General features: G+C 72.8%; 21 protein-coding genes and 1 tRNA gene. 11 read left to right on the forward strand and 11 right to left on the reverse strand.

Translation table 11 applies throughout. The features are described from left to right. Window positions 1–29: 29 nt before the first annotated feature. Entirely contained in the window at window positions 30–848 is an 819-nt protein-coding gene (locus ABD946_RS39305; protein ID WP_345290540.1) for a DUF5324 family protein, read from the reverse strand. Between the two features lie 191 nt (window positions 849–1,039). Between ABD946_RS39305 and ABD946_RS39310 the strand changes: the two genes are divergently transcribed. Both ABD946_RS39310 and ABD946_RS39315 read left to right on the forward strand, forming a co-directional pair. Continuing rightward, on the forward strand, window positions 1,040–1,561 hold the full coding sequence (locus ABD946_RS39310; protein ID WP_345290541.1) for a peptidylprolyl isomerase: 522 nt from the start codon (window positions 1,040–1,042) through the stop codon (window positions 1,559–1,561). A 54-nt stretch (window positions 1,562–1,615) separates the two neighbouring features. Beyond that, window positions 1,616–2,518 carry a rhomboid family intramembrane serine protease gene (locus ABD946_RS39315; protein ID WP_345290542.1) on the forward strand — a complete coding sequence of 301 codons (903 nt, stop codon included), beginning with the start codon at window positions 1,616–1,618 and terminating at the stop codon, window positions 2,516–2,518. Window positions 2,519–2,807: 289 nt separating this feature from the next. Here the strand turns inward: ABD946_RS39315 and crgA are convergent, their stop codons facing one another. Further along, complete coding sequence (gene crgA / locus ABD946_RS39320; protein WP_345290543.1) at window positions 2,808–3,062, reverse strand: cell division protein CrgA; 255 nt, start codon at window positions 3,060–3,062, stop codon at window positions 2,808–2,810. 165 nt (window positions 3,063–3,227) lie between these two features. Here crgA and ABD946_RS39325 point away from each other — a divergent pair, with 165 nt between their 5' ends. From ABD946_RS39325 to ABD946_RS39350, 6 genes are all read left to right on the forward strand, one after another. Next, on the forward strand, window positions 3,228–3,983 hold the full coding sequence (locus ABD946_RS39325) for a DUF881 domain-containing protein (protein WP_345290568.1): 756 nt from the start codon (window positions 3,228–3,230) through the stop codon (window positions 3,981–3,983). A gap of 70 nt (window positions 3,984–4,053) precedes the next feature. Beyond that, window positions 4,054–4,230, forward strand: a complete 177-nt coding sequence (locus tag ABD946_RS39330; protein ID WP_345290544.1) for a hypothetical protein — start codon at window positions 4,054–4,056, stop codon at window positions 4,228–4,230. A 95-nt stretch (window positions 4,231–4,325) separates the two neighbouring features. Then, window positions 4,326–4,988 (forward strand): aminodeoxychorismate/anthranilate synthase component II, encoded by a 663-nt coding sequence (locus tag ABD946_RS39335; RefSeq protein WP_345290545.1) that lies wholly within the window; start codon window positions 4,326–4,328, stop codon window positions 4,986–4,988. Window positions 4,989–5,248: 260 nt separating this feature from the next. Then, window positions 5,249–6,112 (forward strand): class E sortase, encoded by an 864-nt coding sequence (locus tag ABD946_RS39340; protein ID WP_345290546.1) that lies wholly within the window; start codon window positions 5,249–5,251, stop codon window positions 6,110–6,112. A gap of 24 nt (window positions 6,113–6,136) precedes the next feature. Next, the gene (locus ABD946_RS39345; RefSeq protein ID WP_345290547.1) at window positions 6,137–6,880 is read left to right on the forward strand and encodes a class E sortase; all 744 of its coding nucleotides are present in this window, start codon (window positions 6,137–6,139) and stop codon (window positions 6,878–6,880) included. A 5-nt stretch (window positions 6,881–6,885) separates the two neighbouring features. Beyond that, entirely contained in the window at window positions 6,886–7,371 is a 486-nt protein-coding gene (locus tag ABD946_RS39350; protein WP_345290548.1) for a hypothetical protein, read from the forward strand. A 57-nt stretch (window positions 7,372–7,428) separates the two neighbouring features. Here the strand turns inward: ABD946_RS39350 and pknB are convergent, their stop codons facing one another. From pknB to ABD946_RS39380, 6 genes are all read right to left on the reverse strand, one after another. Beyond that, complete coding sequence (gene pknB / locus ABD946_RS39355; RefSeq protein WP_345290549.1) at window positions 7,429–9,501, reverse strand: Stk1 family PASTA domain-containing Ser/Thr kinase; 2,073 nt, start codon at window positions 9,499–9,501, stop codon at window positions 7,429–7,431. A gap of 287 nt (window positions 9,502–9,788) precedes the next feature. After that, window positions 9,789–11,252 (reverse strand): peptidoglycan D,D-transpeptidase FtsI family protein, encoded by a 1,464-nt coding sequence (locus ABD946_RS39360; RefSeq protein WP_345290550.1) that lies wholly within the window; start codon window positions 11,250–11,252, stop codon window positions 9,789–9,791. Beyond that, a complete protein-coding gene (locus ABD946_RS39365; RefSeq protein ID WP_380149531.1) occupies window positions 11,249–12,811 on the reverse strand; it encodes an FtsW/RodA/SpoVE family cell cycle protein in 1,563 nt (520 codons plus the stop codon). The genes ABD946_RS39360 and ABD946_RS39365 overlap by 4 nt, the downstream gene beginning before the upstream one ends. Before the next feature lie 103 nt (window positions 12,812–12,914). Beyond that, window positions 12,915–14,333: a PP2C family protein-serine/threonine phosphatase gene (locus ABD946_RS39370; protein WP_345290551.1), complete on the reverse strand. Its 1,419-nt coding sequence runs from the start codon at window positions 14,331–14,333 to the stop codon at window positions 12,915–12,917. A gap of 50 nt (window positions 14,334–14,383) precedes the next feature. Next, window positions 14,384–14,899 carry an FHA domain-containing protein FhaB/FipA gene (locus ABD946_RS39375; RefSeq protein ID WP_345290552.1) on the reverse strand — a complete coding sequence of 172 codons (516 nt, stop codon included), beginning with the start codon at window positions 14,897–14,899 and terminating at the stop codon, window positions 14,384–14,386. Window positions 14,900–14,909: 10 nt separating this feature from the next. Beyond that, window positions 14,910–15,779 carry an FHA domain-containing protein gene (locus tag ABD946_RS39380; protein ID WP_345290553.1) on the reverse strand — a complete coding sequence of 290 codons (870 nt, stop codon included), beginning with the start codon at window positions 15,777–15,779 and terminating at the stop codon, window positions 14,910–14,912. A 376-nt stretch (window positions 15,780–16,155) separates the two neighbouring features. Between ABD946_RS39380 and ABD946_RS39385 the strand changes: the two genes are divergently transcribed. Further along, a tRNA-Leu gene (locus tag ABD946_RS39385) sits at window positions 16,156–16,239 on the forward strand. A gap of 107 nt (window positions 16,240–16,346) precedes the next feature. On the opposite strand, the gene ABD946_RS39390 is transcribed toward ABD946_RS39385, so the two are convergent. Both ABD946_RS39390 and ABD946_RS39395 read right to left on the reverse strand, forming a co-directional pair. Then, entirely contained in the window at window positions 16,347–17,516 is a 1,170-nt protein-coding gene (locus ABD946_RS39390) for a sensor histidine kinase (RefSeq protein ID WP_345290554.1), read from the reverse strand. Then, window positions 17,513–18,184, reverse strand: coding sequence for a response regulator (locus tag ABD946_RS39395; protein WP_345290555.1), 672 nt, complete (start codon window positions 18,182–18,184; stop codon window positions 17,513–17,515). The genes ABD946_RS39390 and ABD946_RS39395 overlap by 4 nt, the downstream gene beginning before the upstream one ends. A 319-nt stretch (window positions 18,185–18,503) precedes the next feature. Here ABD946_RS39395 and ABD946_RS39400 point away from each other — a divergent pair, with 319 nt between their 5' ends. Beyond that, the gene (locus tag ABD946_RS39400) at window positions 18,504–20,291 is read left to right on the forward strand and encodes a phosphatidylglycerol lysyltransferase domain-containing protein (protein WP_345290570.1); all 1,788 of its coding nucleotides are present in this window, start codon (window positions 18,504–18,506) and stop codon (window positions 20,289–20,291) included. Window positions 20,292–20,527: 236 nt separating this feature from the next. Beyond that, window positions 20,528–21,283, forward strand: a complete 756-nt coding sequence (locus ABD946_RS39405) for a hypothetical protein (protein WP_345290556.1) — start codon at window positions 20,528–20,530, stop codon at window positions 21,281–21,283. Between the two features lie 159 nt (window positions 21,284–21,442). Here the strand turns inward: ABD946_RS39405 and ABD946_RS39410 are convergent, their stop codons facing one another. Beyond that, complete coding sequence (locus ABD946_RS39410) at window positions 21,443–24,226, reverse strand: ATP-binding SpoIIE family protein phosphatase (RefSeq protein WP_345290557.1); 2,784 nt, start codon at window positions 24,224–24,226, stop codon at window positions 21,443–21,445. Between the last annotated feature and the right edge of the window lie 128 nt (window positions 24,227–24,354).

The raw sequence follows: 24,354 nt of genomic DNA on the forward strand, positions 1-24,354 counted from the left end.
CAGCGGCCTTCCGCGTTTTCCCCGGCCCGTCAGTGGGGCTTGCGCGGGTCGTGCGGCTTGGGGCGGTCGTCCGGGACGGGGGAGCCCTTCGGGTGGTCCTCGGGGGCCGCCGGGGCCTCCGGCGCGGGGCCGGGGGCGGGCGCCGCGTGGCGGCCGGGCGGCGGGCCGGGCTTGGGGGCCGCCGAGGCGCCGTTCAGGTGCTCCTCCTCGCGCGCGGCGGCGGGCGGCTCGACCAGCCACTCGGGCTCGCCGCGGCCGCGCCACCACTTCCAGGCGGCCAGGCCGGCGGCGATCGTCAGCACCCCGGTCAGCGCCAGACCGAGGCCGCGGCCCCGGTGCGGGTGCTGCTCGCGCTTGACGTTGCGGGCCGCCAGGTCGCTGATCTCGGCCGAGCTGACGTGGCCCTGAAGGGCCGTCAGGGCGGCGGCACCGCGGTTCTGTGCCTCCTGGGCGGCCGGGCCGAGCGCGGCCCGGGCGTCGGCGACCCGGGGAAGCACCGCGCCGCGGGCCTGGCCGACGGCCTTGCCGGCCGAGAGCTTGGCGGAGAGCGCGGCCTCCTGGGCCCGGTGCACGGCCTTCAGGGTGGACTGCTGGGCGTGCGGCGGGAGGGCGCCGAAGGCGTGCTCCAGCTGCGGGGCGAGGTGCTTGGCGTACTGCACCCGGGCGGCCTGCGCGGCCTGGCCCGCCTTCTCGCTCGCCTTGGGGCCGATCGCCTCCAGGTGCGGGCCGATCCGGTGCCTGGCCTCCTCCGCGTAGGTCAGCGCGGTCTCCTTGGCGGTGGCGGCATAGGGCGCGAGGGTCTCCCTGGCCTTGTCGGCCGTTTCTCGGGCGGTGTCCAAACGGGTCACGGGTTTCTCCTCCTCGGTGGCGTCCGTTATGCACATTTCCACCTGTTTCGAGATCATGCATGTCGTTCTGTTCCGTGGCGCGTCGGGTTGGTCCGGACGCGGGTCGGCGGACCGGTCCGGCGAGGCCGTACGGCTGACGGACCGTGGGATGATTCCGGGGTCCGATCCGCACAGACGAGGAGCGCCGCGCCGTGGGAGACCTGATAGCCACCCTGAGGACCGACCGCGGTGACATCGTGGTGAAGCTCCTGCCGTTCCACGCTCCGAAGACCGTGGCGAACTTCGTCGAGCTGGCCGAGGGCACCCGCGAGTGGACCGACCCGCGCACCGGGCAGCCGTCCTCGGCCCCGCTGTACGACGGCACCGTGTTCCACCGGGTGATCAAGGGCTTCATGATCCAGGGCGGCGACCCCCTGGGCACCGGCACCGGCGGCCCGGGCTACGCCTTCGCCGACGAGTTCCACCCCGAACTGGCCTTCACCAAGCCGTTCCTGCTGGCCATGGCCAACGCCGGGCCGGGCACCAACGGCTCCCAGTTCTTCATCACCGTCGAGCCGGCCCTCCGGCTGACCCGCAAGCACACGATCTTCGGCGAGGTCACCGACCCGGACAGCCGGAAGGTCGTGCTGGAGATCGCGGGCACCGCGACCGGCGGCGACGACCGCCCGGTCGAGGACGTGGTGATCGAGTCGGTCACGATCACGAGGGGCTGACGGGGCGTCAGCAGTAGCCTGGCAGTTCCGGCGGCGGCGAGCGAGGAGAGCGTGATGGGTCCCGACGTACCGGCCGGCGCGGCACCGGAGGAGGGCCACCGGCTGCCCGGTTGCTACCGGCACCCCGAGCGGGAGACCGGCATCGGCTGCGCCCGCTGCGGGCGGCCGATCTGCCCCGACTGCATGGTGAGCGCCTCGGTGGGCTTCCAGTGCCCGGAGTGCGTCCGGGAGGGCCACCAGGGCGCCCGCGAGGCGCGGACCCGGTACGGCGGGGCGCCGGCGCTGGACCGGGCGCTGGTCACCAAGGTGCTGATCGGGCTCAACCTGCTGGTCTTCCTGCTCACCGAGTACCTGCGGCCGGAGCTGGGCGCCGACCTGGAGCTGTGGAGCGTCTCCTACCCGTACCGGCCGGACGGCCTGGCCGCCGGGCCGCACGAGTGGTACCGGCTGGTGACGGCGATGTTCGTGCACGCCGGGGTGATGCACGTGGCGCTGAACATGGTCTCGCTCTGGGTGCTGGGGCCGCAGCTGGAGCGCGTGCTCGGGCGGTGGCGCTTCCTCGGGCTGTACGTCGCCTCCGGCCTGGCCGGGGGAGCCTGCACCTACGCGCTCGGCGGGGTGCGGGTGGAGTCGGTCGGAGCCTCGGGGGCGATCTTCGGGCTGCTGGGCGCGACGGTGGTGCTGTTCAAGGCGAACCGGGCCCCGCTGCGCCCGGTGATGACCCTGCTGGTGGTCAACCTGGTGATCACCTTCGCGCTGGCCCGGCCCAACCTCTCCGGCGTCGTCATCGACTGGAAGGCGCACGTCGGCGGCCTGCTCGCCGGCGTGGTCACCGGGGTCGGGCTGATGTACGCCCCCCGGGCCCACCGGAACCTGGTGCAGGGGCTGACCGTGGCCGGGGTGGTGGCGGCCGCGCTGCTGGTGGTCGTGGTCCACACGGCGCAGTTGAGCGGCTGACGGCGCGCACGGTTGTCCACAGAGCGCACCGGGCTGTGCACAGCCGGTACGGCAGGGGGCTGGGGAAAGGCCGGTCTACGCGCGTCCCGCTGGGAATTCGAGGGGAATTCGGAGAATCTGACGGGCCTCGAACAGAAAAGTTATCCACAGGTGTGGGTGACTTTTCCCCAGTGTGGATAACCGTGTGGACAACCCGATGGTATGGACGGGCGGCCCGGGCCGGGGCAGCGCGAAACACCGCTCCGGGGCGCCCCGGAGCGGTGCCTGACGGTTCGTCAGCGGTGGGACGTCACTTCCACTGGGTGGAGACGCCGAAGCCCGCCGCGATGAAGCCGAAGCCGGCCAGGATGTTCCAGTTGCCCCAGCTGCTCACCGGCCAGGTGCCGCTGGTGACGTAGTAGGTGACGATCCAGACGAGACCCACCAGGAACAGCACGAGCATCAGCGGTGCCACCCAGCCGCGTCCGGAACTGATCTTCACCGCTGTCGTGCCGGACGGCGGCGGGGTGTAGTCGGACTTCTTGCGGAGTCGAGACTTCGGCACGAGAGGCTCTCCTGTCGATGCGCTGTGACCGCGCAGGGTGCAGCGGGGATGGGCGACTGTGGGGGCCGGCCCGCGCGTGGGGTGCTCCGCACGCGCCTCCGGCGTCCGTTAGCGTAGTGGCTCGCCGGGTCGTAAGGAGATAAGGGTACGGTGCCGAATTCCACGATTCCCTCCCCCGATGCGTCCGGACGCCCTCCGCGCACCCGAATTGTCGGACGTGCCCTGACCTGCACCGTGTTCGCGATGGCCGGTCTCCTCTTCTACATCAGCGCGGACACCGCCCGGGGCACCGATCTGCGCACCGACAACTCCCTGCTGCGGCTCAGCGACGTCATAGAGCAGCGCTCCTCGCAGAACCAGGCGGCGCAGAGCGAGCTGGCCGGACTCCAGAACCGGGTGGACGAGCTCACCGCCCAGCGCAACCCCAGCCCGGCCGAGAGCAACCGGCTCGCCCTGCTCCAGCAGCAGGCGGGCCTCCAGGAGCTGCGCGGCCCCGGGCTCACCGTCACCCTCAACGACGCCCCGCCCGGCGCCACCGCCAAGCTGCCCGGCATCCCCGAGCCGGGCGTCAACGACCTGGTGATCCACCAGCAGGACATCCAGGCGGTGGTGAACGCGCTCTGGCGCGGCGGCGCCGAGGGCGTCCAGGTGATGGACCAGCGGCTGATCTCGACCAGCGCCGTCCGCTGCGTCGGCAACACCCTGCTGCTCCAGGGCCGGGTCTACTCCCCGCCGTACGTCGTCAAGGCGGTCGGGAGGACCGACAGGCTGCGCTCAGCGGTGGACGCCGACCCGACCATCGCCAACTACCTGGGCTACGTGGCCGCCTACGGACTGGGCTGGAAGGTCCAGGAGAGCGGCGACCTGACGGTCCCGGGGTACACCGGAACGGTCGACCTGCACACCGCTTCCGGTCAGTAATGGCACTGGCCGCCTTCCGCCCCGCGTCGGCCGTCTAATCTGTACCGGACCCGATACCCGGAGGAGCACCATGTACGGCTGGATCTGGCGGTTGCTGCCGGGCAACGCCTTCGTCAAGGCCGTGCTCGCCCTCCTGCTGGTGCTCGGGACCGTCTACGTCCTCTTCGAGTACGTCTTCCCCTGGGCGGAACCGCTGCTCCCCTTCGGCGACGTCACAGTGGACGAGGGCGGCGCGGGCGTCGGCTGAGCCGCCGTCAGCACCCCACCGGACAGCACCCACCGGACCGCTTGGCGGGCCGGGCGGCCCGCCCCACCAGCACCCAGCCCAGGAGTAGTGCACGGATGACCGCCGCAGGCAGCCCGCCCCGGATTCTCGTGGTGGACAACTACGACAGCTTCGTCTTCAACCTGGTCCAGTACCTGTACCAGCTCGGCGCCACCTGCGAGGTGGTCCGCAACGACGAGCTGACCGTCGACCGGGCCGTCCACCGCGACGGGGAGACCGGCTACGACGGGGTGCTGCTCTCCCCCGGCCCCGGCTCGCCGGAGGAGGCCGGGGTCTGCGTCGACATGGTGCGGCACTGCGCCGCCGTCGGGCTGCCGCTGTTCGGGGTCTGCCTGGGCCTGCAGTCCATCGCGGTCGCCTACGGCGCGGTGGTCGGGCGGGCGCCCGAACTGCTGCACGGCAAGACCTCCCCGGTCACCCACCGGGACGGCGGCGTCTTCGCCGGCCTGCCCTCGCCCGTCACCACCACCCGCTACCACTCGCTCGCGGTCGAGCCCGGCACCGTGCCCGCGGAGCTGGAGGTCACCGCCGAGACCGAGAGCGGAGTGATCATGGGCCTGCGGCACCGGGAGCTGCCGGTCGAGGGCGTGCAGTTCCACCCCGAGTCGGTGCTCACCGAGGGCGGCCACCGGATGCTCGCCAACTGGCTGGCCGAGTGCGGATTCCCGGAGGCGGTCGGCCGCTCGGCCGGCCTCGCCCCGGTGATCGGCCGGGGCTGAGGCCGTGACGGCGGTACGCCCGGAGGGGCGCGCACCGGACGGCGCCGACGGCGGGCCGGGCGACTGGGGGGTCTACGAGCAGGCCGCTCCGCCCTCGGCCGGGCCGGGCCGGGACGGGCCGGGCTGGGGCGGGCAGCCGCCGCACGGGCCGGGCGCTGCCCCGTACGGGCCGGGCGGTGCCTCCCACGGGCAGGGAGCCCCCCCACGGGCAGGACGCTCCGTACGGCCGGGGCGGTGCCCCGTACGGGCAGCCGGGGCCGGTGGCGGACGACTCCACCATGCAGCTGCGGGTGGTGCCGGACGGCGGTGCCGTGCTGCCGCCGCCCGGACGCCGGGCCGACCGGCGCCGCACCACCGTCGGCTCGGGCAACGGCCGGCGGCGGGCCGCGGGCCGCCCCGCGACGCCCGTCGCCCGGCCCCCGGAGCGCAAGCGGGTGGTCGCCGCCCGGGTGCTCGGCGAGCTCTTCATCACCCTCGGGCTGGTGATGCTGCTCTTCGTCTCGTACCAGCTCTGGTGGACCAACGTGCAGGCCGACAACGCCGCCAGCGGCGAGCGCGACGCCCTCACCCAGCAGTGGGACCAGGCCGCCGGCCAGCAGGGCACCGCCCCGGCCTCCGGCGCCGCCCCGGCACCGCAGCCCACCGCCTTCGAGCCCGGCAAGGGCTTCGCGATCATCCACATCCCCAAGCTCGGCCTCACGTACCCGATCGCCGAGGGCACCGACAAGCAGAAGGTCCTCGACAAGGGCCTGGTCGGCCACTACACCGGCACCGCGATGCCCACCGACAAGGCGGGCAACTTCGCCGTCGCCGCGCACCGCACCACCCACGGCCAGCCGTTCCGGAAGATCGGCGAACTGGTGCCGGGGGACAGCATCGTGGTCGAGACCGCGACGGCGTACTACACGTACCAGGTGGCCGGGGGCATCCCGGAGACCCCGCCGACCAACGTCTCGGTGATCCGTCCGATCCCCAACGGCTCCCCGTTCAAGGAGGCCGGGCGGTACATCACCCTCACGACATGCACGCCGGAGTTCAGTGCCCGGGGACGGCTGATCGTCTTTGGCAAGATGGTCGAGGAGAAGCCGAGGAGTCAGGGGCAGCCCGCCGCACTGGCCGGCTGACCGGTCGTCAGGAGGAGGCGCGCGGTGGAGATCCAGCCGGACGGGGCCACCGCCGCCGAACCCCCGCGACGGCGCGGCCGCACGGCCGTCCTGCTCGGGGTGGTCGGGGAACTGCTGATCACCGCCGGAGTGGTGCTCGGCCTCTTCGTCGGCTACTCCCTCTGGTGGACCGGGGTGGTGGCGGACCGTCAGGCCGGCACCGCGGGGGACCGGCTCAGGGACAGCTGGACCGCGGCGGCCCCCGCCACGCCCGGGGCCGAACCCGCACCGCCCGCGTACGCGGCCGGGGACGGCATCGGCTTCCTGCACGTCCCCGCCCTCGGGGCGGCCCGGCAGACCCTGATCCGGATGGGCACCGAACCGGACGTCCTCAACGAGGGCGTGGCCGGGGTCTACGACCAGCCGTACCGCTCCGCGATGCCCTGGGACTCGGAGGGCAACTTCGCGCTCGCCGCGCACCGGGACGGGCACGGCGCCCGCTTCCACGACCTCGACGCCCTCGCCGTCGGCGACCCGATCGTGGTCGAGACCCGCGACGCCTGGTACGTCTACCGCGTCGACGGCCTCCTCCCCCAGACCTCCAAGTACGACACCGGCATCGTCGCCCCCGTCCCCAAGGGCTCCCCGTACACCACCCCCGGGCGCTACATCACCCTCACCACCTGCACCCCGGTCTACACCTCCCGCTACCGCATGGCCGTCTGGGGCTCCCTGGTCCGCACCGACCCCGTGGACGGCCACCGCACCCCGCCGCCGGAACTGCGCTGACCTGGATGGCCGACCGGGTCGAGGCGCTGGACCGGGTGAAGGCGCTGGTGCTGCTCCCGGACGGCGTGCACGTGACGGCGAGGATGATCGCCGACTACTACGGGGTTGGGGAAAAGGCTGTGGACAGCCTGGTGTACCGGCACCGGGCGGAGCTGGCCGAGCACGGTCACCGCGTGCTCAAGGGCGCTGACCTGCGAGAGTTTCTTTCCTTCAACTTGAAGGAACGGTCGGTGCCGGGACGAGGGGTTGGGATTTTCCCCCGCCGGGCCGTCCTCGTCGTCGGGATGCTGCTGCGCGGGAGCACGGTGGCGAAGGCGGTCCGCCGGGAGCTGCTGGACCTCGCGGAGCGGGCGGTGGCGGGTGCGGCCGAGTGGCGGTACGAGCTGTCCGGGCTGCGGGAGGAGCTGGCGGAGATCCGGGAGCTGCAGCTGGTGATGCTCCCCGTGCTCGCCGCGCGCGGGCCGGGGGAGCGGCGGCGTAGGCGGCGGTAGTGGTGGAACGCCGAGGGGCCCGCCGCACGGTGGGTGCGGCGGGCCCCTCGGGGTGGATCAGCGAGGCGGGGACGAGGAGTTCGTGGGCTTGGGGGGAGCGGCCTTGGTGGTGAGCATGATCTTGGTGCTCGGGTCGACCTGGTTGCCGGCGCCGGGGGTGGCGCTGACGACGATCGCGGTCGGGTCCTGGGGGCCGAACAGGAAGTCGTATCCCAGGCCGGCCTGGTCGAGCTGCTTGATGGCGTCCTTGAGGACGACGTTCTCCAGCGGCGGGACGGTGACCTTGTCCTGGGCCTTGTAGACGAAGATCGTCACCTTGGAGTTGGGGGCGGCCTTCTGGTTGCCCTTGGGGTCCTGGTTGTAGACCTGGCCGATCTTGGTGGTGTCCGGGGTGGGGGTGTTCTTGACCTCCACCGTGAAGCCGGCCGCCTCCAGGGCGGTGCGCGCGGCGGCCTCGGTCTGGTTGATCACGCCGGGGACGGCGACCTTGGTCTGGCCGGAGGAGACGGTCAGGTTGATCGCGCTGTTGGGGGTGGCCTTGCCCGCCGAGGGGTCCTGGGAGATGACCTTGTTCTGCTGGACGGTGTCGCTGTTCTCGTAGCTGACCTTGCCGACGGTGAAGCCGGCCTTGGTGATGGTCTCCTTGGCGACGTCCAGGTCCTTGCCGGTGACGTCGGGGAGGTCCGCGGCGGTCGGCCCGGTGGAGAGCTGGACGGTGATCTGGGTGTCCGGCGCGACCTGGGTGGTGGCGGTCGGGTTCTGGGTGCAGACCTGACCCTTCTTCACCGAGGCGTCGGGGCAGGCGATCTCGGACCCGGTGACCACCACGAGCTTGCTGTTGACGTTGGCGGCCTTGAGCTTGGCGTCGTCCAGCGTCTGGCCGACCAGGTTGGGCACCGCGACCTTGTCGCCGTTGCGCCCACCGGGCTTGATCATGACGGCGTCCACCACGAAGTAGGCGCCGACCAGCACCAGCACGGCCGCGATGGCCAGCAGCACCCAGGAGGTGTTGCTGCTCTTGCGCGGCTGCTCGGAGCGCCGCCCGCCGCCTCCGCCGTTTCCGTACTCGTCGTAGCCGCCGTTGCCGCCGGCGCCGTTGTAGTTGTCGTACCCGGGCTGCTGGTTGCCGACCTGCGGCAGCATGGTGGTAGGGCCGGCCGCGCCCTGCTGCGGCAGCAGGTTGGTCTGGCCGTACGGGTCGTGCTGGCCGGCGGGGTAGCCCTGCTGGTCGTAGCCGTAGCCCTGGCCGGCCATGCCGAAGGCGGCGGCCTGCTGGGCGGCGGCGACCGGCAGGCCGTCGAGGAAGCGCTCGATGTCGTCGCGCATCTCGGCGGCGCTCTGGTACCGGTACTCGCGGTCCTTGGTGAGCGCCTTCAGCACGATCGCGTCGACCTCGGGGCGGACCTCGGGGTCGTAGGAGGACGGCGGCATGGCCTCCTCCCGGACGTGCTGGTACGCGACCGCGACCGGGGAGTCGCCGACGAACGGCGGACGGAGCGTCAGCAGCTCGTAGAGCAGGCAGCCGGTGGAGTAGATGTCGGACCGGGCGTCCACGGTCTCGCCCTTGGCCTGCTCCGGGGAGAGGTACTGGGCGGTGCCGATGACGGCCGAGGTCTGGGTCATCGTCATGCCGGCGTCACCCATGGCGCGGGCGATGCCGAAGTCCATCACCTTGACGTTGCCCTGCCGGGTCAGCATGACGTTGGCGGGCTTGATGTCGCGGTGGACGATGTTGGCGCGGTGCGAGTACTCGAGGGCCTGGAGGATGCCGATGGTCATCTCCAGCGCGCGCTCGGGCAGCAGCCGCCGCCCGGAGTGCAGCAGCTCGCGCAGGGTGGAGCCCTCGACGTACTCCATCACGATGTACGGGATGGAGATCCCGTCGATGTAGTCCTCGCCGGTGTCGTACACGGCGACGATCGCGGGGTGGTTCAGCGAGGCCGCGGACTGGGCCTCGCGGCGGAACCGGGCCTGGAACGACGGATCGCGGGCCATGTCGGCACGGAGCGTCTTCACGGCGACGGAGCGGCCGAGCCTGGTGTCATGGGCGAGGTACACCTCGGCCATGCCGCCGCGTCCTAGGACGCCGCCGAGCTCGTACCTGCCGCCGAGGCGACGAGGCTCTTCCATAGTTCCGACCCTCTCCCTCACCGGCAGGTGAGGATGTCACGTAGGTTGTCCCCGCACGCTGTGTTGGACGCCCGCGCCGCCGTGCCGGTTTCCGTGACCGACCCCACGGCCGGGGCCGCGGACGGGCGGCGGGTAGACCCGCTGCTTGCGGATACGCTACCTGCCCAACCTGGGGCGACCGGAACGGGCTGCCGGATGAGACCAGACCGGTATCCTCCGGCCGGGCCCCATTCTGACAGGGGCGTGGCCGGAACGGGCCTCGTTCCGACCACGCCGACACCCCCGGGTCAGCGCTCCAGCGCCGCCTGCATCACGGCCTTGGCGATCGGCGCGGCGAGACCGCCGCCGGAGATCTCGTCGCGCTCGTTGGAGCCGTCCTCGACCACCACCGCGACCGCGACCGAGCGGCCGTCGTCGGCCTTGGCGTAGGACATGAACCAGGCGAACGGCAGGCCCTTGTTGTCCACGCCGTGCTGCGCGGTGCCGGTCTTGCCGCCGACCTTCAGGCCCTTGATCTGGGCCTTGGTGCCGGTGCCGTTGGCGACCACGCTCTCCATCAGCTGCTGGAGCTTCTGCGCGGTGGACGGGGTGACGGCCTGCCCCAGCTGGCGCTCGGTGTGCTTGGAGATGGTGGTCAGGTTGGCCGCCCGCTCCTCGTCCACCATGTACGGCTGCATCAGCCGGCCGTCGTTGGCGATGGCGGCGGCGACCATGGCCATCTGGAGCGGGGTGGCCCGGGTGTCGTGCTGGCCGATCGCGTCCATCGCGGTGCCGTCCGGCTTGGAGCCGGTGGGGAAGGTCGACTCGGCGGCCCGGATCGGGACGTCGACCTGGTCGTTGTTGAAGCCGAACTTCTCCGCCTGGGCGCGCAGCTTGTCGCCGCCGACCTCGGCGCCGATCTTGCCGAAGACCGTGTTGCAGGACAGGTCCATGGCGTCCTGGACGGTGGCGTTGGCGCAGGGCTCGTTGGCGCTGGCGTTCTTCAGCTCGGTGTTGGTGCCGGGCAGCAGGTACTTGGCCGGGGTGTCGGTGACGTCGGTCACGTTCTGGTACTTGCCGCTCTCGAACGCGGCCGCGGCGGTGACCAGCTTGAAGGTCGAGCCGGGCGGGTACGTCTCGCGCAGCGCGCGGTTGAGCATCGGCTTGTTGGCGTCGGCCTGCAGCGCGTTCCAGGCCTTGGAGTCGGCGTCCCCGGTGCCGGCGAAGCTGCCGGGGTCGTAGGAGGGCGTGGAGACCAGCGCGAGGATCGCGCCGGTGCGCGGGTCGAGCGCGACCACGGCGCCCTTCTTGTCGCCGAGCCCGTCGAAGCCGGCCTTCTGCGCCTTGGGGCTGAGGGTGGTGACCACGTCGCCGCCCTGCTTCTCCTTGCCGGTCAGCATGTCCAGGGTGTTGCGGAAGAACAGCCGGGAGTCGGAGCCGGAGAGGATGCCGTCCTCCAGCTTCTCCAGCTGGCTGGTGTCGAAGGCCTGCGAGGAGTACCCGGTGACGGGCGCCCACATCGGGCCGTCCACCCAGGCGCGCTTGTACTTGTAGCGGTAGCCGTTGACGAAGTCCGACTTGGTGACCGGCTGGCCCCCGGCCACGACGATGTTGCCGCGCGGGTAGGCGTAGCGGTCGAACTTGGTGCGCAGGTTCTTGGGGTGGTTGGCCAGGCTGTCGGCCTGGACGCCCTGGACCCAGTTGACCCGGATCATCAGGGCCAGCACCAGCACCAGGCAGAAGATCGAGACCCGGCGGATCGGCTTGTTCACGAGTGGGCTCCCCGGATGGGTTCGGTCACGCCTTCGGGGCCGGGCCCGGCCTGGCCCCCGAGCGACGGGGTGCCGGGCTGCGGGGTGCCGAGCGGCGGGGTGGTCGGCTGCGGTGCGCCGGCCGCCGGACGGCCCAGGGGTTCGCCGCCGGAGGGCTGCGGCTGCGGCTCGGCGGCCGGGCGCCGGGCGGAGTCGCTGATCTTGAGCAGGACGGCGATCAGCGCCCAGTTGGCCACCACCGAGGAGCCGCCCTGGGCGAGGAAGGGCATCGTCATGCCGGTCAGCGGGATCAGGCCGGTGACGCCGCCGGCCACCACGAAGACCTGGAGCGCGAAGGCGGAGGACAGGCCGACCGCGAGCAGCTTGCCGAACGGGTCGCGGGCGGCGATCGCGGTGCGCAGGCCGCGCTGGACCACCAGGCCGTAGAGCAGGAAGAGCGCCATCAGGCCGGTGAGCCCGAGCTCCTCGCCGAAGGAGCCGAGGATGAAGTCGCTCTTGGCGGCGAACTGGATCAGCCAGGACCGCCCCTGGCCGAGCCCGCTGCCGGTGACCCCGCCGGAGCCGAAGGCCATCAGGGTCTGGCCGATCTGCTCGGTGGCGCCCTTCGGCGGGGTGGGGCTGAAGGCGGCCATCGGGTCGAGCCAGGCGTCGATGCGGGTCTTCACGTGCGGCTCGGAGGTGGCCACCAGGGCCGCGCCGCTGACCGACATCAGCAGGCCGAAGACGATCCAGCTGGTCCGCTCGGTGGCGACGTAGAGCATCACCACGAAGAGGCCGAAGAAGAGGAAGGAGGAGCCGAGGTCGGTCTCGAAGATCAGGATCAGGATGGAGAGCAGCCAGACCACGATGATCGGCCCGAGGTCGCGCCCGCGCGGCAGGTAGAGGCCCATGAAGCGGCGGCTGGCCAGCGCCAGCGCGTCCCGCTTGACCATCAGGTACCCGGCGAAGAACACGGTCAGGATGATCTTGGCGAACTCGCCCGGCTGGATCGAGAAGCCGCCGAAGCGGATCCAGATCTTGGCGCCGAAGTCCTCGGCCCGGCTCGGGAAGAAGGCCGGCGCGGCCAGCAGCACCAGGGCCACCACCATCGAGATGTAGGTGTACCGCTGGAGGATCCGGTGGTCCTTGAGCAGCAGGATCACGCCGATGAACATCGCGACCCCGAGCCCGGACCACATCAGCTGGTTGGGCGCGGCCGCGAAGTTGTTGGAGAGCACCTTGCCGGCCTTGTCGAGCCGCCAGATCATCACCACGCCGAGGCCGTTGAGCAGGGTGGCCAGCGGCAGCAGCAGCGGGTCGGCGTACGGCGCCCACTTCCGCATCACCAGGTGGGCGACGAGCGCGAGCGCGCCCATGCCCAGGCCGTAGCCGAGCATGCCGGCGGGCAGGGTGCCGTCCATCGCCAGGCCGACGTTGGCGTACGCCAGCATCGGCAGCAGCACCGCGAAGGCCAGCAGGGCCAGCTCGGTGTTGCGGCGGTTGGGCGCGCCCTGGGGCGTGATGGTGGTGTTCTCCCGGCGCCGGGAGCGCTGTTCACCACCGGTCTGACTACTGCTCAGGTCGAAACTGCTCACGTTGACGGCCGCTCCCCGACGGCTGTGGGACCCGCTGGAGGGGCCGGTGTCGCTGCGGTCATCAGGGTCGCGGTGGCGGCGGGCGCCACTACGGGGTCGGGCAGGAGGCGGCCAGCTTCTGCTCCTGCTCGGTCAGGGTCGGGGCGGTGCCGGCCGGGGTGGCGGCGACCTTCTTGCAGACCTCCGCCTGGGCGCCCAGCTTCTTCACCTGCTCCTCGGCGTCCGCCAGGCTGCTGGCCTGGATGGTGTTGGACACCTGGGTCTGCTGGTACGGCGGAAGGAACTTCAGCTGCACCTCGGCGTGCGCCTGGTAGACCTTCGACAGTCCGAGGCCAGCCAGGTTCTGGTTGATGCCCCGGTAGACCGCCACGGAGTCGCCGGAGGCGCCCACGTAGTACTGGCCCTGGGTCCAGCGCCAGCCCGCGTAGCCGCCGGCGCCGAGCAGGCCCAGGAGCACCAGCAGGGTGAGGGTCAGCTTGAACCAGCCGAACTTCTTCTTCCGGCGCCGCGAGGGCGGGGCGGGCTGCGCCCCCTCCTCCTCGTAGCCGCCGTGCTCGTGCGCGTCCGGCGCGCCCTCGCCCGCCCCGTAGCCCTCGGCGGGGCCGAAGCCGGCCTGCTGGCCGTAGCCGCTGGCCGGTCCGAACGCGCCCTGCGGGCGGCCCAGTCCGGCGGCCCGGCCGGCCGCGGTGTTCGGGAGGGCGTGGTCGTTGGCGGGCGGGGCGTCGGCCACCGCGCCGACCACCACGGGGACGTCGGCGTAGCCGGCGCTGTGCGGGTCGGTGGCGCCGACGTCGATGACGTCCGCCACCACGCAGGTGATGTTGTCCGGGCCGCCGCCGCGCAGCGCCAGCTGGATCAGTTCCTGGACGGTCTGCTCGGGGGAGTAGAAGCTCCCGAGCGTCTCCTCCAGGGTCTGGTGGCTGACCGGTCCCGACAGACCGTCGGAACAGATCAGGTAGCGGTCGCCGGCCCGGACCTCACGGATCGACAGGTCGGGCTCGACCTGGCCGCGGCCGTCCAGCGCCCGCATCAGCAGCGAGCGCTGCGGGTGGGTCTCGGCCTCCTCGGGCGTGATCCGGCCCTCGTCGACCAGCCGCTGCACCCAGGTGTGGTCCTGGGTGATCTGGGCCAGCGAGCCGTCCCGGAGCAGGTAGGCCCGGGAGTCGCCGATGTGCACCATGCCCATCCGCTGCCCGGTCCAGAGCATCGCGGTGAGCGTGCAGCCCATGCCCTCGAGGTGCGGGTCGTCCTCGACCATCTGCCGCAGGCGCTCGTTGGCGCCCTGCACGGCGTCGTTCAGCAGGGTCAGCAGGTCGGCGCCGGGCACGTCCTCGTCCAGGCGGACGATGGAGCCCAGCACCTCGGAGGAGGCGACCTCACCGGCGGCGGCGCCGCCCATGCCGTCGGCGACCGCGAGCAGCCGGGGGCCGGCGTAGCCGGAGTCCTCGTTCCCCTCCCGGATCAGTCCCTTGTGCGATCCGGCGGCGAAGCGCAGCACGAGAGTCATGCGGTCCGAGCCCTCCTTCGGGTGGACGGTGTGCTGTCCCTCATGCGCCGCTACTTCCGCAGTTCGATGACGGTCCTGCCGATACGGATCGGCATCCCCGGCTGGAGCGGGGTGGGCGCGGTGAGCCGCTGCCGGTCCAGATAGGTGCCGTTGGTGGAGCCTAGATCCTCCACCGTCCACTGCCCAGTCTGATCGGGGTAGATCCTGGCATGCCGGGACGAGGCGTAGTCGTCGTCCAGCACGATCGTGGAGTCGTGGGCCCGGCCGAGCGTGATGGTCTGCCCCTGCAGCGCCACCGTGGTGCCGGCCAGGGAGCCCTGCACGACGACCAGCTGGGTCGGCGCACCGCGGCGGCGGCCGGGGCCGGGGGCGGCCTGCGGGGGCGGGGCGGGGTGCCCCCCGCCGGGGGCGGCGGAGGCCGGCGCGGCCGCGCGGCGCGCGGCGGTGCGCTGGTTCACCTTGGTGCCGAACAGGTCACTGCGGATCACCTGGACGGCGACGATGACGAACAGCCACAGCACGGCGAGGAAACCCAGCCGCATGACCGTCAGGGTCAGTTCTGACATGACCGGGCGATCACCCTTCGACCTGTCGGTAGACGATGGTGGTGCTGCCCAGGACGATCCTGGAGCCGTCGCGGAGCGTAGCGCGCTGGGTGTGCTGTCCGTCCACCACGATGCCGTTGGTCGATCCCAGGTCGAGCACCATGGCCGGGGTCCCGGGCCTGATCTCGGCGTGCTTGCGGGAGACCCCGGGGTCGTCGATCCGGATGTCGGCCTCGGTCGAGCGGCCGAGCACGCAGGCGTTCCCGGTGATCTGGTGCCGCTGCCCGTTCACCTCGATCCAGCGCCGGGTGGCCGGGCCGCCGTGGCCCGCCCCGGGGAACGGCCGGACGTTGCCGCCGCCCGCCTGCGGGGGCGTCGGGGGCATCGAGGGGGGTGCGGCCGGCGGGGGCGGCGCCCCGTACGGAGCCGCGCCCTGCTGCTGCCACGGTGCGCCGGGGGCCGGCGGGGTGGGCTGGCGGCCGTAGCCCTGCTGCTGTTGCGGCGGCGCGGGCTGGGCCGGCGGCTGCTCGGAGGCCAGCGTGCGGCTGCGCACCCGGTAGAGCCCGGTGTCCAGGTCGTCGGCCTTCTCCAGCGACACCTGGAGCGGGCCCATGAAGCTGTACCGCTGTGCCTCGGCGTACTCCTGCACCATGCCGGCCAGCTCGCTGCCCAGCTGCCCGGCGTACGGGCTGAGGCGCTCGTGGTCGTGCGGGGAGAGCTCGACGATGAAGTCGTTCGGCACCACGGTGCGGTCGCGGTTCCAGATGGTCGCGTTGTTGTCGCACTCCCGCTGGAGCGCTCCGGCGATCTCCACCGGCTGCACCTCGGACTTGAACACCTTGGCGAAGGTGCCGTTCACGAGACCCTCGAGCCGCTGCTCGAACTTCTTCAGTACTCCCACCGTGGGGCACCCCCTTCCAAGGGCGTTCGGTCCGGCCGCCCGCGGGCGCGATAGCGGTACTTCCGTACTGATCGTATCCACGCCGGGGCCGTCCCCACGGTTCCCCCGGCGCGGCGGGGCGCAAGCCAGGGCTACCCGCAGGGGCCCGTGGTCATCCCTCGATCACCCGTTCGCCTGCACCCGACCGGCCCCGACCGGCGGCGCTGCGGGAAGGGCGACCGCTCCGGTTGCGGGGTGCCGCGGGAAGGGATTCGTAGGTTCGGGCGGAGGCGTGCTAATGTTTCTCATGTCGGAAGGGGCGCCCGAGAGGGAGCCGAACGGAAGACCAGCAAGGCCCAGGCCGAGCGGGTCGGAAGACCGGAAGACAAACACCCTTGCGCGGGTGGCGGAATAGGCAGACGCGCTGGATTCAGGTTCCAGTGCCCGAAAGGGCGTGGGGGTTCAACTCCCCCCTCGCGCACAGCGAAGCCCCGCAGATCCTCAGGATCTGCGGGGCTTTCTCGTTCTCCGGTGCACAGGGGCGGGCCCCGGAGGCCCGCCCCTGTGACCAGGGTCACCCCGGTGGGCTCACTCCCCCGCGACCGGGAGCTCCGCCCGGACCACGAAGCCGCCCTCGGGCGTGGGCCCCGCGGTCAGCGTGCCGCCGAGGCGCTCGGCCCGCTCGCGCAGGCCGACCAGTCCGTGGCCGCCGCCGGGCAGGGTCTCGGAGGGTTCGGGGTGGCGGCCGGGCGGGCCGTTGCGGACCTCGACCAGCAGCCGGCTGCCCGCGGTGCAGAGCCGGACCTCGACGGCGGCCTCCGGCGCGTGCTTGGTGATGTTGGTGAGCGCCTCCTGCACGGTGCGGAAGGCGGCCCGCTCCACCGACTCCGGCCAGGGCCGGTCCCCCGCCGCCAGCTCGCTGGTGACGGGCAGTCCGCTGCCCTCGATCAGCCGGGGCAGGTCGGCCAGCCGGGGCTGCGGGGAGAGCGGTTCGGCGAGGCGGTCGCCGCCGGGGGCCTGCGCGGCGGCCCGCAGCACGCCGACCATCTGGCGCAGCTCGTCCAGGGTGCGGACCGAGAGCTCCCGGATGGTGCGGGCGGTGGCCCGGGTGGCCGGGTCGGTGGCGGAGACCTGGAGCGCACCGGCCTGGATCGAGATCAGGCTGACCTGGTGCGAGACCACGTCGTGCATCTCCCGGGCCAGCCGGGCCCGTTCGGTGGAGAGCACCCGCTCGGCCAGCAGCCGGTGCTCGCGCTGCCGGCCCTCCGTCAGTTCGGCCAGCCGGTCGGCCAGTTCCTTCCGGGTGCGGGCCAGCAGGCCGAGGGCTGCGGGCCCGGCGCCGACCATCACGCACTGGATGGCGTAGAGCGCGTTGTCCTGGTCCAGGGCCAGCGGGTGGTCGGTCAGCGGCCAGTGGAAGAACTCCACCAGCGAGAGGACGGTGGCGCTGATGACGGGGGCGCGCAGCCCGGGCCGGTGCGCGGCGACCGAGTAGACCGCGGTCATCGGCGCGATCCAGATGTAGTTGACGAAGGTGCCGGGCAGCACCAGCAGCAGGGTGAGCACCGGGAAGCGGCGGCGCAGCACCAGCGCACCGGTGGAGAGGGCCGAGAGCACCAGCTCCCACCAGGGGGAGTCCCTGGCCACCAGGGCGGCGTCCGCCGCGGCCGCCAGCACCGGGAGCAGCAGCATCAGCCAGGGCGCGGTGGTCCAGGGGGCGCTGAGCCAGGCCGGGCGGGCCCGGCCGGGGGTGGTCACGCCTCGGGCCGGGGCGGGGTGCGGACCAGCCCGGCCCGGTTGGCCACCACGGCGGCCTGCACCCGGTTGGCGGCGGCGAGCTTCCCGAGGATGGCGCTGATGTGGTCCTTGACGGTGCCGGTGCCGAGGAAGAGCCGGTCGGCGATCTCGGCGTTGGACAGGCCCTCGCCGAGCAGGGCCAGCACGTCCAGCTCGCGGCCGGTCAGGCCGCGGGTGAGGGCGGCCGCCTCGGCGTCCGGGCCGCCGCCCTCGACGTAGCCGCTGATCACCGTGCGGGTGACGGTCGGCGAGAGCACGCTGCCGCCGGCCGCCAGCACCCGGACGGCGTGCACCAGCTGCTCGGGGGCGGTGTCCTTGAGCAGGAAGCCGGCCGCGCCGGCCCGCAGCGCGGTGCCGATGTACTCGTCGGTGTCGAAGGTGGTCAGCATCGCCACGGCCGGGGGGTACGGCAGGGCGCGCAGCCTGCGGAGCACCGAGATGCCGTCCAGGTCGGGCATCCGGATGTCCAGCAGCACCACGTGCGGCCGCAGCGCCGTCACCCGGTCCTCGGCCTGGGCCCCGGAGCAGTCGCCGACCACCTCGAGGTCGGGGGCGGAGCCCACGATCAGGCCGAGGCCGGAGCGGACCAGGATCTCGTCGTCCACGATCAGTACGCGGATGGCCGTCATGGCCGTGCCTCCTCGCGCGCGCGGGTATGAGGGTGTGGGAGCGCGTGCGATTCGAGCCTAGGGGCAGGCCGGGGCGGCCGTGCCGTCGGTCGGGGGGAGAGGACCCCCGCCGTTCGGGGGGGTCGCGAATCCGCTACCGGGTTCACGTATTTCTCATCTCCGGTGAGCAACCATGGTCTGCGGGGACAGGCCCTGGCCGTCGGCCCGTGTGCGTGCGGATGCGCCCCGTCACCTGATCGTTTGGAATTGAGCTGTGTCCTCCACCGTGAAGCCGGAGCCCGCGACCACGCCAGCCGAGCACACCGGCGCCCTCGGGAGGCTGCTGGCCCGCTGGCGGCCCCGGGCCGCCGCGTTCACCGTCTGGTACCTGCGGCTGCTGGCGCTGCTGAACCTGGTCGCGGTGCTCGCCGTCCCGTTCAAGGACCAGGTGCGCACCCACAACGAGGGCGAGTTCTTCACCCCGTACCTGATGACGGCCGGTCTCACCTCGGTGGTGCTCTCGCTGCTGCTCGCGGTGGCGATGCGCCGCCGCAAGCGGGCCGCGTGGATCTTCAACACGGTGCTGTCCGGGGTGTTCTTCACGGCCTACGTGCTGCTGCTGGCGGTCTCGCCGGACGGCCTGCACTTCAACCGTCACCCCTTCAACTACTTCTCCGCCGTGCTGACCGGGCTGTTCTTCTTCGCCCTGCTGCTCGGCCGGCGGGAGTTCACCTCCAAGGGCGACCGCTCCAACCCCAAGTCGGCGGTGGCGGCCTTCGTCGGCGGCCTGCTGGTCGGCGGCGGGATCGGCGCCCTGCTGGTCGGCTGGACCAACGAGATCACCGGGGCCGACTTCGGGGACCGCTTCCGGTACTCGATCGCCCGGATGATCACGGTCGAGCCCTCGGCCCACATGGAGCGGGTGATCTCCGCCCCCACCTGGGTGAACGGCTTCATCAACGCGATGGGCGCGGTGCTCTTCCTGCTGGTGCTGTACGTGGCGTTCCGCTCGCCGCGCGGCCAGGAGCTGCAGACCCCGGAGGACGAGGCCAAGCTGCGCGCGCTGCTGGAGAAGCAGGGCGAGCGGGACTCGCTGGGCTACTTCGCGCTCCGCCGGGACAAGGCGGTGATCTTCTCGCCGAGCGGCAAGGCGGCCGTCACCTACCGGGTGGTCGGCGGTGTCTCGCTGGCCTCCGGCGACCCGATCGGCGATCCGGAGGCCTGGCCGGGGGCGATCGAGTGCTGGCTGGCCGAGGCCCGCGAGCACGCCTGGGCCCCCGCGGTGATGGGCGCCTCCGAGGAGGCCGGGGTGATCTACGCCCGGCACGGGCTGGACGCGCTGGAGCTGGGTGACGAGGCGATCGTCGAGCTGGACGAGTTCTCGCTGGACGGCCGGGCGATGCGGGTGGTCCGGCAGGCGTACAACCGGGTCAAGCGGGCCGGGTACACCGTCCGGATCCGCCGGCACGAGGAGATCCCCGAGGCCGAGATGGCCGAGCTGGTGGAGAAGGCGGACCACTGGCGGGACGGCGCCACCGAGCGCGGCTTCTCGATGGCGCTCGGCCGCCTGGGCGATCCGGGCGACGGCCGCTGCGTGATGCTGGAGTGCCACGACGCCGAGGGCGAGCTGCAGGCGCTGCTGAGCTTCGTGCCCTGGGGCGCGAACGGGCTCTCGCTGGACCTGATGCGCCGGGCCCGGGACACCGAGAACGGCCTGATGGAGTTCATGGTGATCGAACTGCTCCAGCAGGCGAAGACCGTCGACCTCCAGCGGGTCTCGCTGAACTTCGCGATGTTCCGTTCCGTTTTCGAGCGCGGCTCCAAGCTCGGCGCCGGGCCGGTGCTCCGGCTGTGGCGTTCGGTGCTCGGCTTCTTCTCCCGCTGGTGGCAGATCGAGTCGCTCTACCGGGCGAATGCGAAGTACCGCCCGATCTGGGAACCGCGTTATCTGCTCTTCGAGAAGAGCGGTGAGATTCCCCGGATCGGCATCGCGAGTGCCCGGGCCGAGGGCTTCATCACCGCACCGAGCCTTCCCGCCCTGTTCCGCCGCCGGCACGCCCGGTCGGCCATCGCCGCAGCCGGAGGTCCCGCCGCGCTGCCGGCGCCGGAACGCGACGGGGAGCGGTAAGCCCTCCGCCGGGGGGCGGAGGGAAGCCGCAATGGACCCCCGACCGGGGGATGTCCGGGGGTCGATATCCGTCTGGAGGATGACCCCGATTCGGCTCGTGAGCTGATGCGGTCCGTTTAGCGGATACCTACTGTGGATGTAGTGGGCCGCGAAAGTCTGGTGGCCGTCGGCAATGCGTTGTCGACAATACGGAGTCGGCATTCCGTGTCGGCGTTGCGCAGTGAACGGGGACGTCAGTGAACGAACAGCGAACGGGGCCGATGGGCCACGTGCGGCGGGCCGCCGTCGCGGAGTGGGGTCAGCTGTACTCCACCGTCCGCACCGAGCTGGCCCGCAAGAAGTTCGCCGCCGTCCCGCTCGCCACCACCGCGACCCTGCTGGTGCTGCTGTTCAGCATCGTCCAGCACCTGCCCGGCGGAGGGCGCTTCGTCACCCACGTCGGGGTGGTCAAGGCCGCCCTCCCGCTGGACGTCTCGCTGCTGCGCACCCCCCTCTCGCTGTACGTCCCCGCGCTGGACCTGCCGGTCTGGGGCGCGTTGGCACAGGTCTTCCTGGTCTTCGGGCTCGCCGAGCTGGTGCTCGGGCGGCGGCTGACCCTGGTGGTGGCCTACGCCTGCACGCTGGCCGGGACGCTGTTCGCCCGGATCGGGGTGGCGATCGGCCCGGACCACCTGTTCGGCTTCCCGCCCGAGGTGGCGCACGTCCGGGACACCGGGCCGTCGGCCGCCGTGGTGGCGCTGGCGATCGTGATCGCAATCCGCTGCCGGGCCTGGTTCACCGGCGGGCTGGTGGCCGCGGTGATGATCGGCGAGGCGATCGTGCTGCCGAACCTGGCGGGGCTGGAGCACGTGGCCGCGCTGGTCGCCGCGGTGCTGATCGCGGCCGCGATGGAGGTCTTCGGTGACTTCTGGCCGCGGGTGCTGGCCGGCGTCACCGCCGCCACGGCCGTGGCCACCGAGGCCCGCCGCCGCCGCGCGCCCGTCGCCCCTTAGGGCCGTAGGCCCTTAGGGGCGCGAGGAACTGCGCGCAGGGGAACGGCACGTGCTGCAACTGGCTCGCCTGCCCCGACCTGGCACTGGTCCGCCTTCCGAACTCGCGCAGTTCCCCGCGCCCCCGGTGTAACCACCAACCCCAGCTGGGCAGCCGATGCGTCAGCTGCGGGGGAGGGCCATCTCGAACCAGACGACCTTGCCGACCGCCTTGCGGGCGGTGCCCCACTTCTCGGCGAGTTTGCTGACCAGGTTGAGCCCGCGCCCGTTCTCGTCCATCTCCTCGGAGGGCTCCAGCGAGGGCAGGTTGTGGTTGTCGTCGCTGACCTCGACCAGCAGCTTGTCCACCCGGATGAGCTGGAGCTGGACGTGGTCCCGGGCCACCCGGACCGCGTTCGTCACCAGCTCGCTGACCAGCAGCTCGACGGTGTCGGTGAGCCCCTCCAGGTGCCAGGCGGCGAGCTGCTCGCGGACCAGCCGGCGGGCCCGGCGGACCTCCGCCTCGCCGACGTTGAGCTCCCAGGTGGCCACCTCGGTCGGGGCGACCCCGTCGAAGCGGGCCACCAGCAGGGCGATGTCGTCCTGGCGGTCCTCCGAGTGGAGCCGCTCCAGGACCACGTCGCAGGCCTCCTCGGGGGTCTGCTTGGGGTCGATCAGGTTCCCGCACAGGGCGGCCAGGCCGGCCCCTATGTCCCCGCCCCTGACCTCGACCAGACCGTCGGTGCAGAGCACCAGCATCGAGCCGTCCGAGACGTCGATCCGCTTGGCCACGAAGGGCACCCCGCCGACCCCGATCGGGGCGCCGGCCGGGATCTCCAGCAGCTCGCCGGTGCCGTCCGGGTGCACCAGCACCGGGGGGACGTGGCCGGCGCTGGCCAGCTCGCAGGTGCGGTTGATCGGGTCGTAGACCGCGTACAGGCAGGTGGCCAGGTGGTCGTCGCCGAGCTTGTGGGCCAGGTTGTCCAGGTGGCGCAGCAGCTGGCCGGGCGGCAGGTCGAGGGCGGCCAGGGTCTGCATCGCGGTGCGGAAGCGGCCCATCGCGGCGGCCGACAGCAGGCCGTGGCCCATCACGTCGCCGACCACCAGGGCGACCCGGCTGCCGGGCAGCTGGATCGCGTCGAACCAGTCGCCACCGACCTCGGCCTTCGGGTCGCCCGGCAGGTAGCGGTGGGCGATCTGGACGCCGGGGATCCGCGGCGGCCTGGTCGGGATCATCGAGCGCTGGAGGGTGGTGGCGGTCTTCTGCTCGGCCCGGTGGGCGCGCGCGTTGTCCAGTGAGAGGGCGGCCCGGGCGGCCAGCTCGCGCAGGGTGGCGGCGTCGCTGTGGTCGAAGGGGGCCCGGTCGGGCAGCCGGAGCAGCTTGAGGATGCCGAGCACGGTGCCGCGGGCGGAGAGCGGCAGCACCAGCATCGAACGGTCCATCACCACCGGCACCAGCTCGGGCCCGCCGAGCGAGGCCGCGTAGTCCACCGCCACGTCCGGGTTGATCACCGGGACCAGCACGGGGTGGTTCTCCTGGAGCGCCAGGCCGGGCGGGGTGGAGCGGGGCATCTGGAGCAGCGCGCCCTCCTCCAGCACGTGCTCCCACTCCCCCGCGGTGGCGTTGTACGCGCGGGCGACCCGGCGCAGCGTGGTGGTGTCGGAGGGCGGGGTGGACGGGAGCACCGAGTCGGAGATCAGGCCGTCCCGCAGGTCCACGCAGGCGAAGTCGGCGATCCTCGGCACCAGGACGTCGCACAGCTCGCGGGCGGTGGCGTCCAGGTCCAGGGTGGTGCCGACCCGGCTGCCGAACTCGCTCAACAGGGCCAGCTGCTCCCCGGCCTGACTGGTGGTCAGCACCTCCACGGCGGGGGAGGGTGCGGCGGGCTGGGCGGGTAGCTGGTGCGGGCGGTGCCCGTTCTGCCGCGCGTCGGCGGGCTGGGGGTCGGTGCGGTCGGCGGCGGACTCGATGGCGGGGCCTCCCGGGGTCGGGCCGGTGGAGGGGGTGTCGGCCGCGGCGGTGGCGGCCCGGTTGCCGTTCGGTGCGGTGCCCTGGATCGGTACGGACGGTGCGGACGGTGCCGCGGGCTCACCGGCGGCGGGCGCGGCCGGGTCGCGGGGCTGCGGCACGGTGCCGCCGGTCAGCACCTGGAGGCTGCCGGTGGCGGGCCGCTGGGGTTCGGGCGGGCGGCGCAGCGCCCGCGGCCGCTCGGCCCGCTGCTGGGCGCCGCGCTGCTGCGGGGTCGGGTAGCGGCGGCCGAGGCCGGAGGCGGCCCGGGCGCCGGAGGGCTCGTACGGGAGGACCGGGAGCCGGGTGGTCGGGTCGACCCAGAGGGCGGGCAGCCCGGCGGTGGTGAGGGCGGTGAGCAGGCGGGCCCGGCGGGTCTCGGAGGAGTGCGGGGGCAGCAGGCCGGCCAGGGCGGCGGCGCCGGCCGGGCCGGCGGGGGTGAAGTCGGGGGTGGCGCGGTGCAGCCCGCCGACCGGCCCGGGGGCGGGGGCGAACGGCAGCTGCCGGGCGCCGAGCGCGATCCGCGGGCCGCCGGTGCGCAGCGGGCGGGCGTCGGCGGCGAGCACCAGCAGGCTGCGGCCGGACGGCTCGGTCAGCGGCCAGGCCCACCAGAGGACGTCCCGCAGCCGCTCCTCGCGGTCCAGCACCGGCATCGCCCCGGCCCACGGGGCGGGGCCGGTCTGGGTCAGGTCGTCCAGGGTGTCCAGCGCGTCGCAGCGGCGCGGCGGGGTGCCAGCCGGGCGGGGGAGGGCGGTCTCGGGGCGCGGTTCGACGGCGGGCAGCAGGCCGGAGGCGGTGCGGCCGTGGGCGACTTCGGCGCGGTGGCCGAACAGCTCCTCGGCGGCGCGGTTCCAGTGCGCGATCCGACCGTCGGGGTCGACCAGCAGGGCGGCCAGTCTGACCAGTGCGGAGACTGACGGCTGATCGGCCGACGGTGTGGAGTTGGGCTCGTGCACCATGGATGACGTCTGCTCCCGCCTGGCTGCCGCTCCTGTGTGGTCGTTCCCGCTGCACCTTCCAGCGAAGCACGGTGGGGGGCGGGACTGAAAGCGAATCGGGGAGATTCGTAAGTATCAGTTGCGTGTCA

The organism is Kitasatospora albolonga, assembly GCF_039535905.1.
Lineage (GTDB): Bacteria > Actinomycetota > Actinomycetes > Streptomycetales > Streptomycetaceae > Kitasatospora > Kitasatospora albolonga.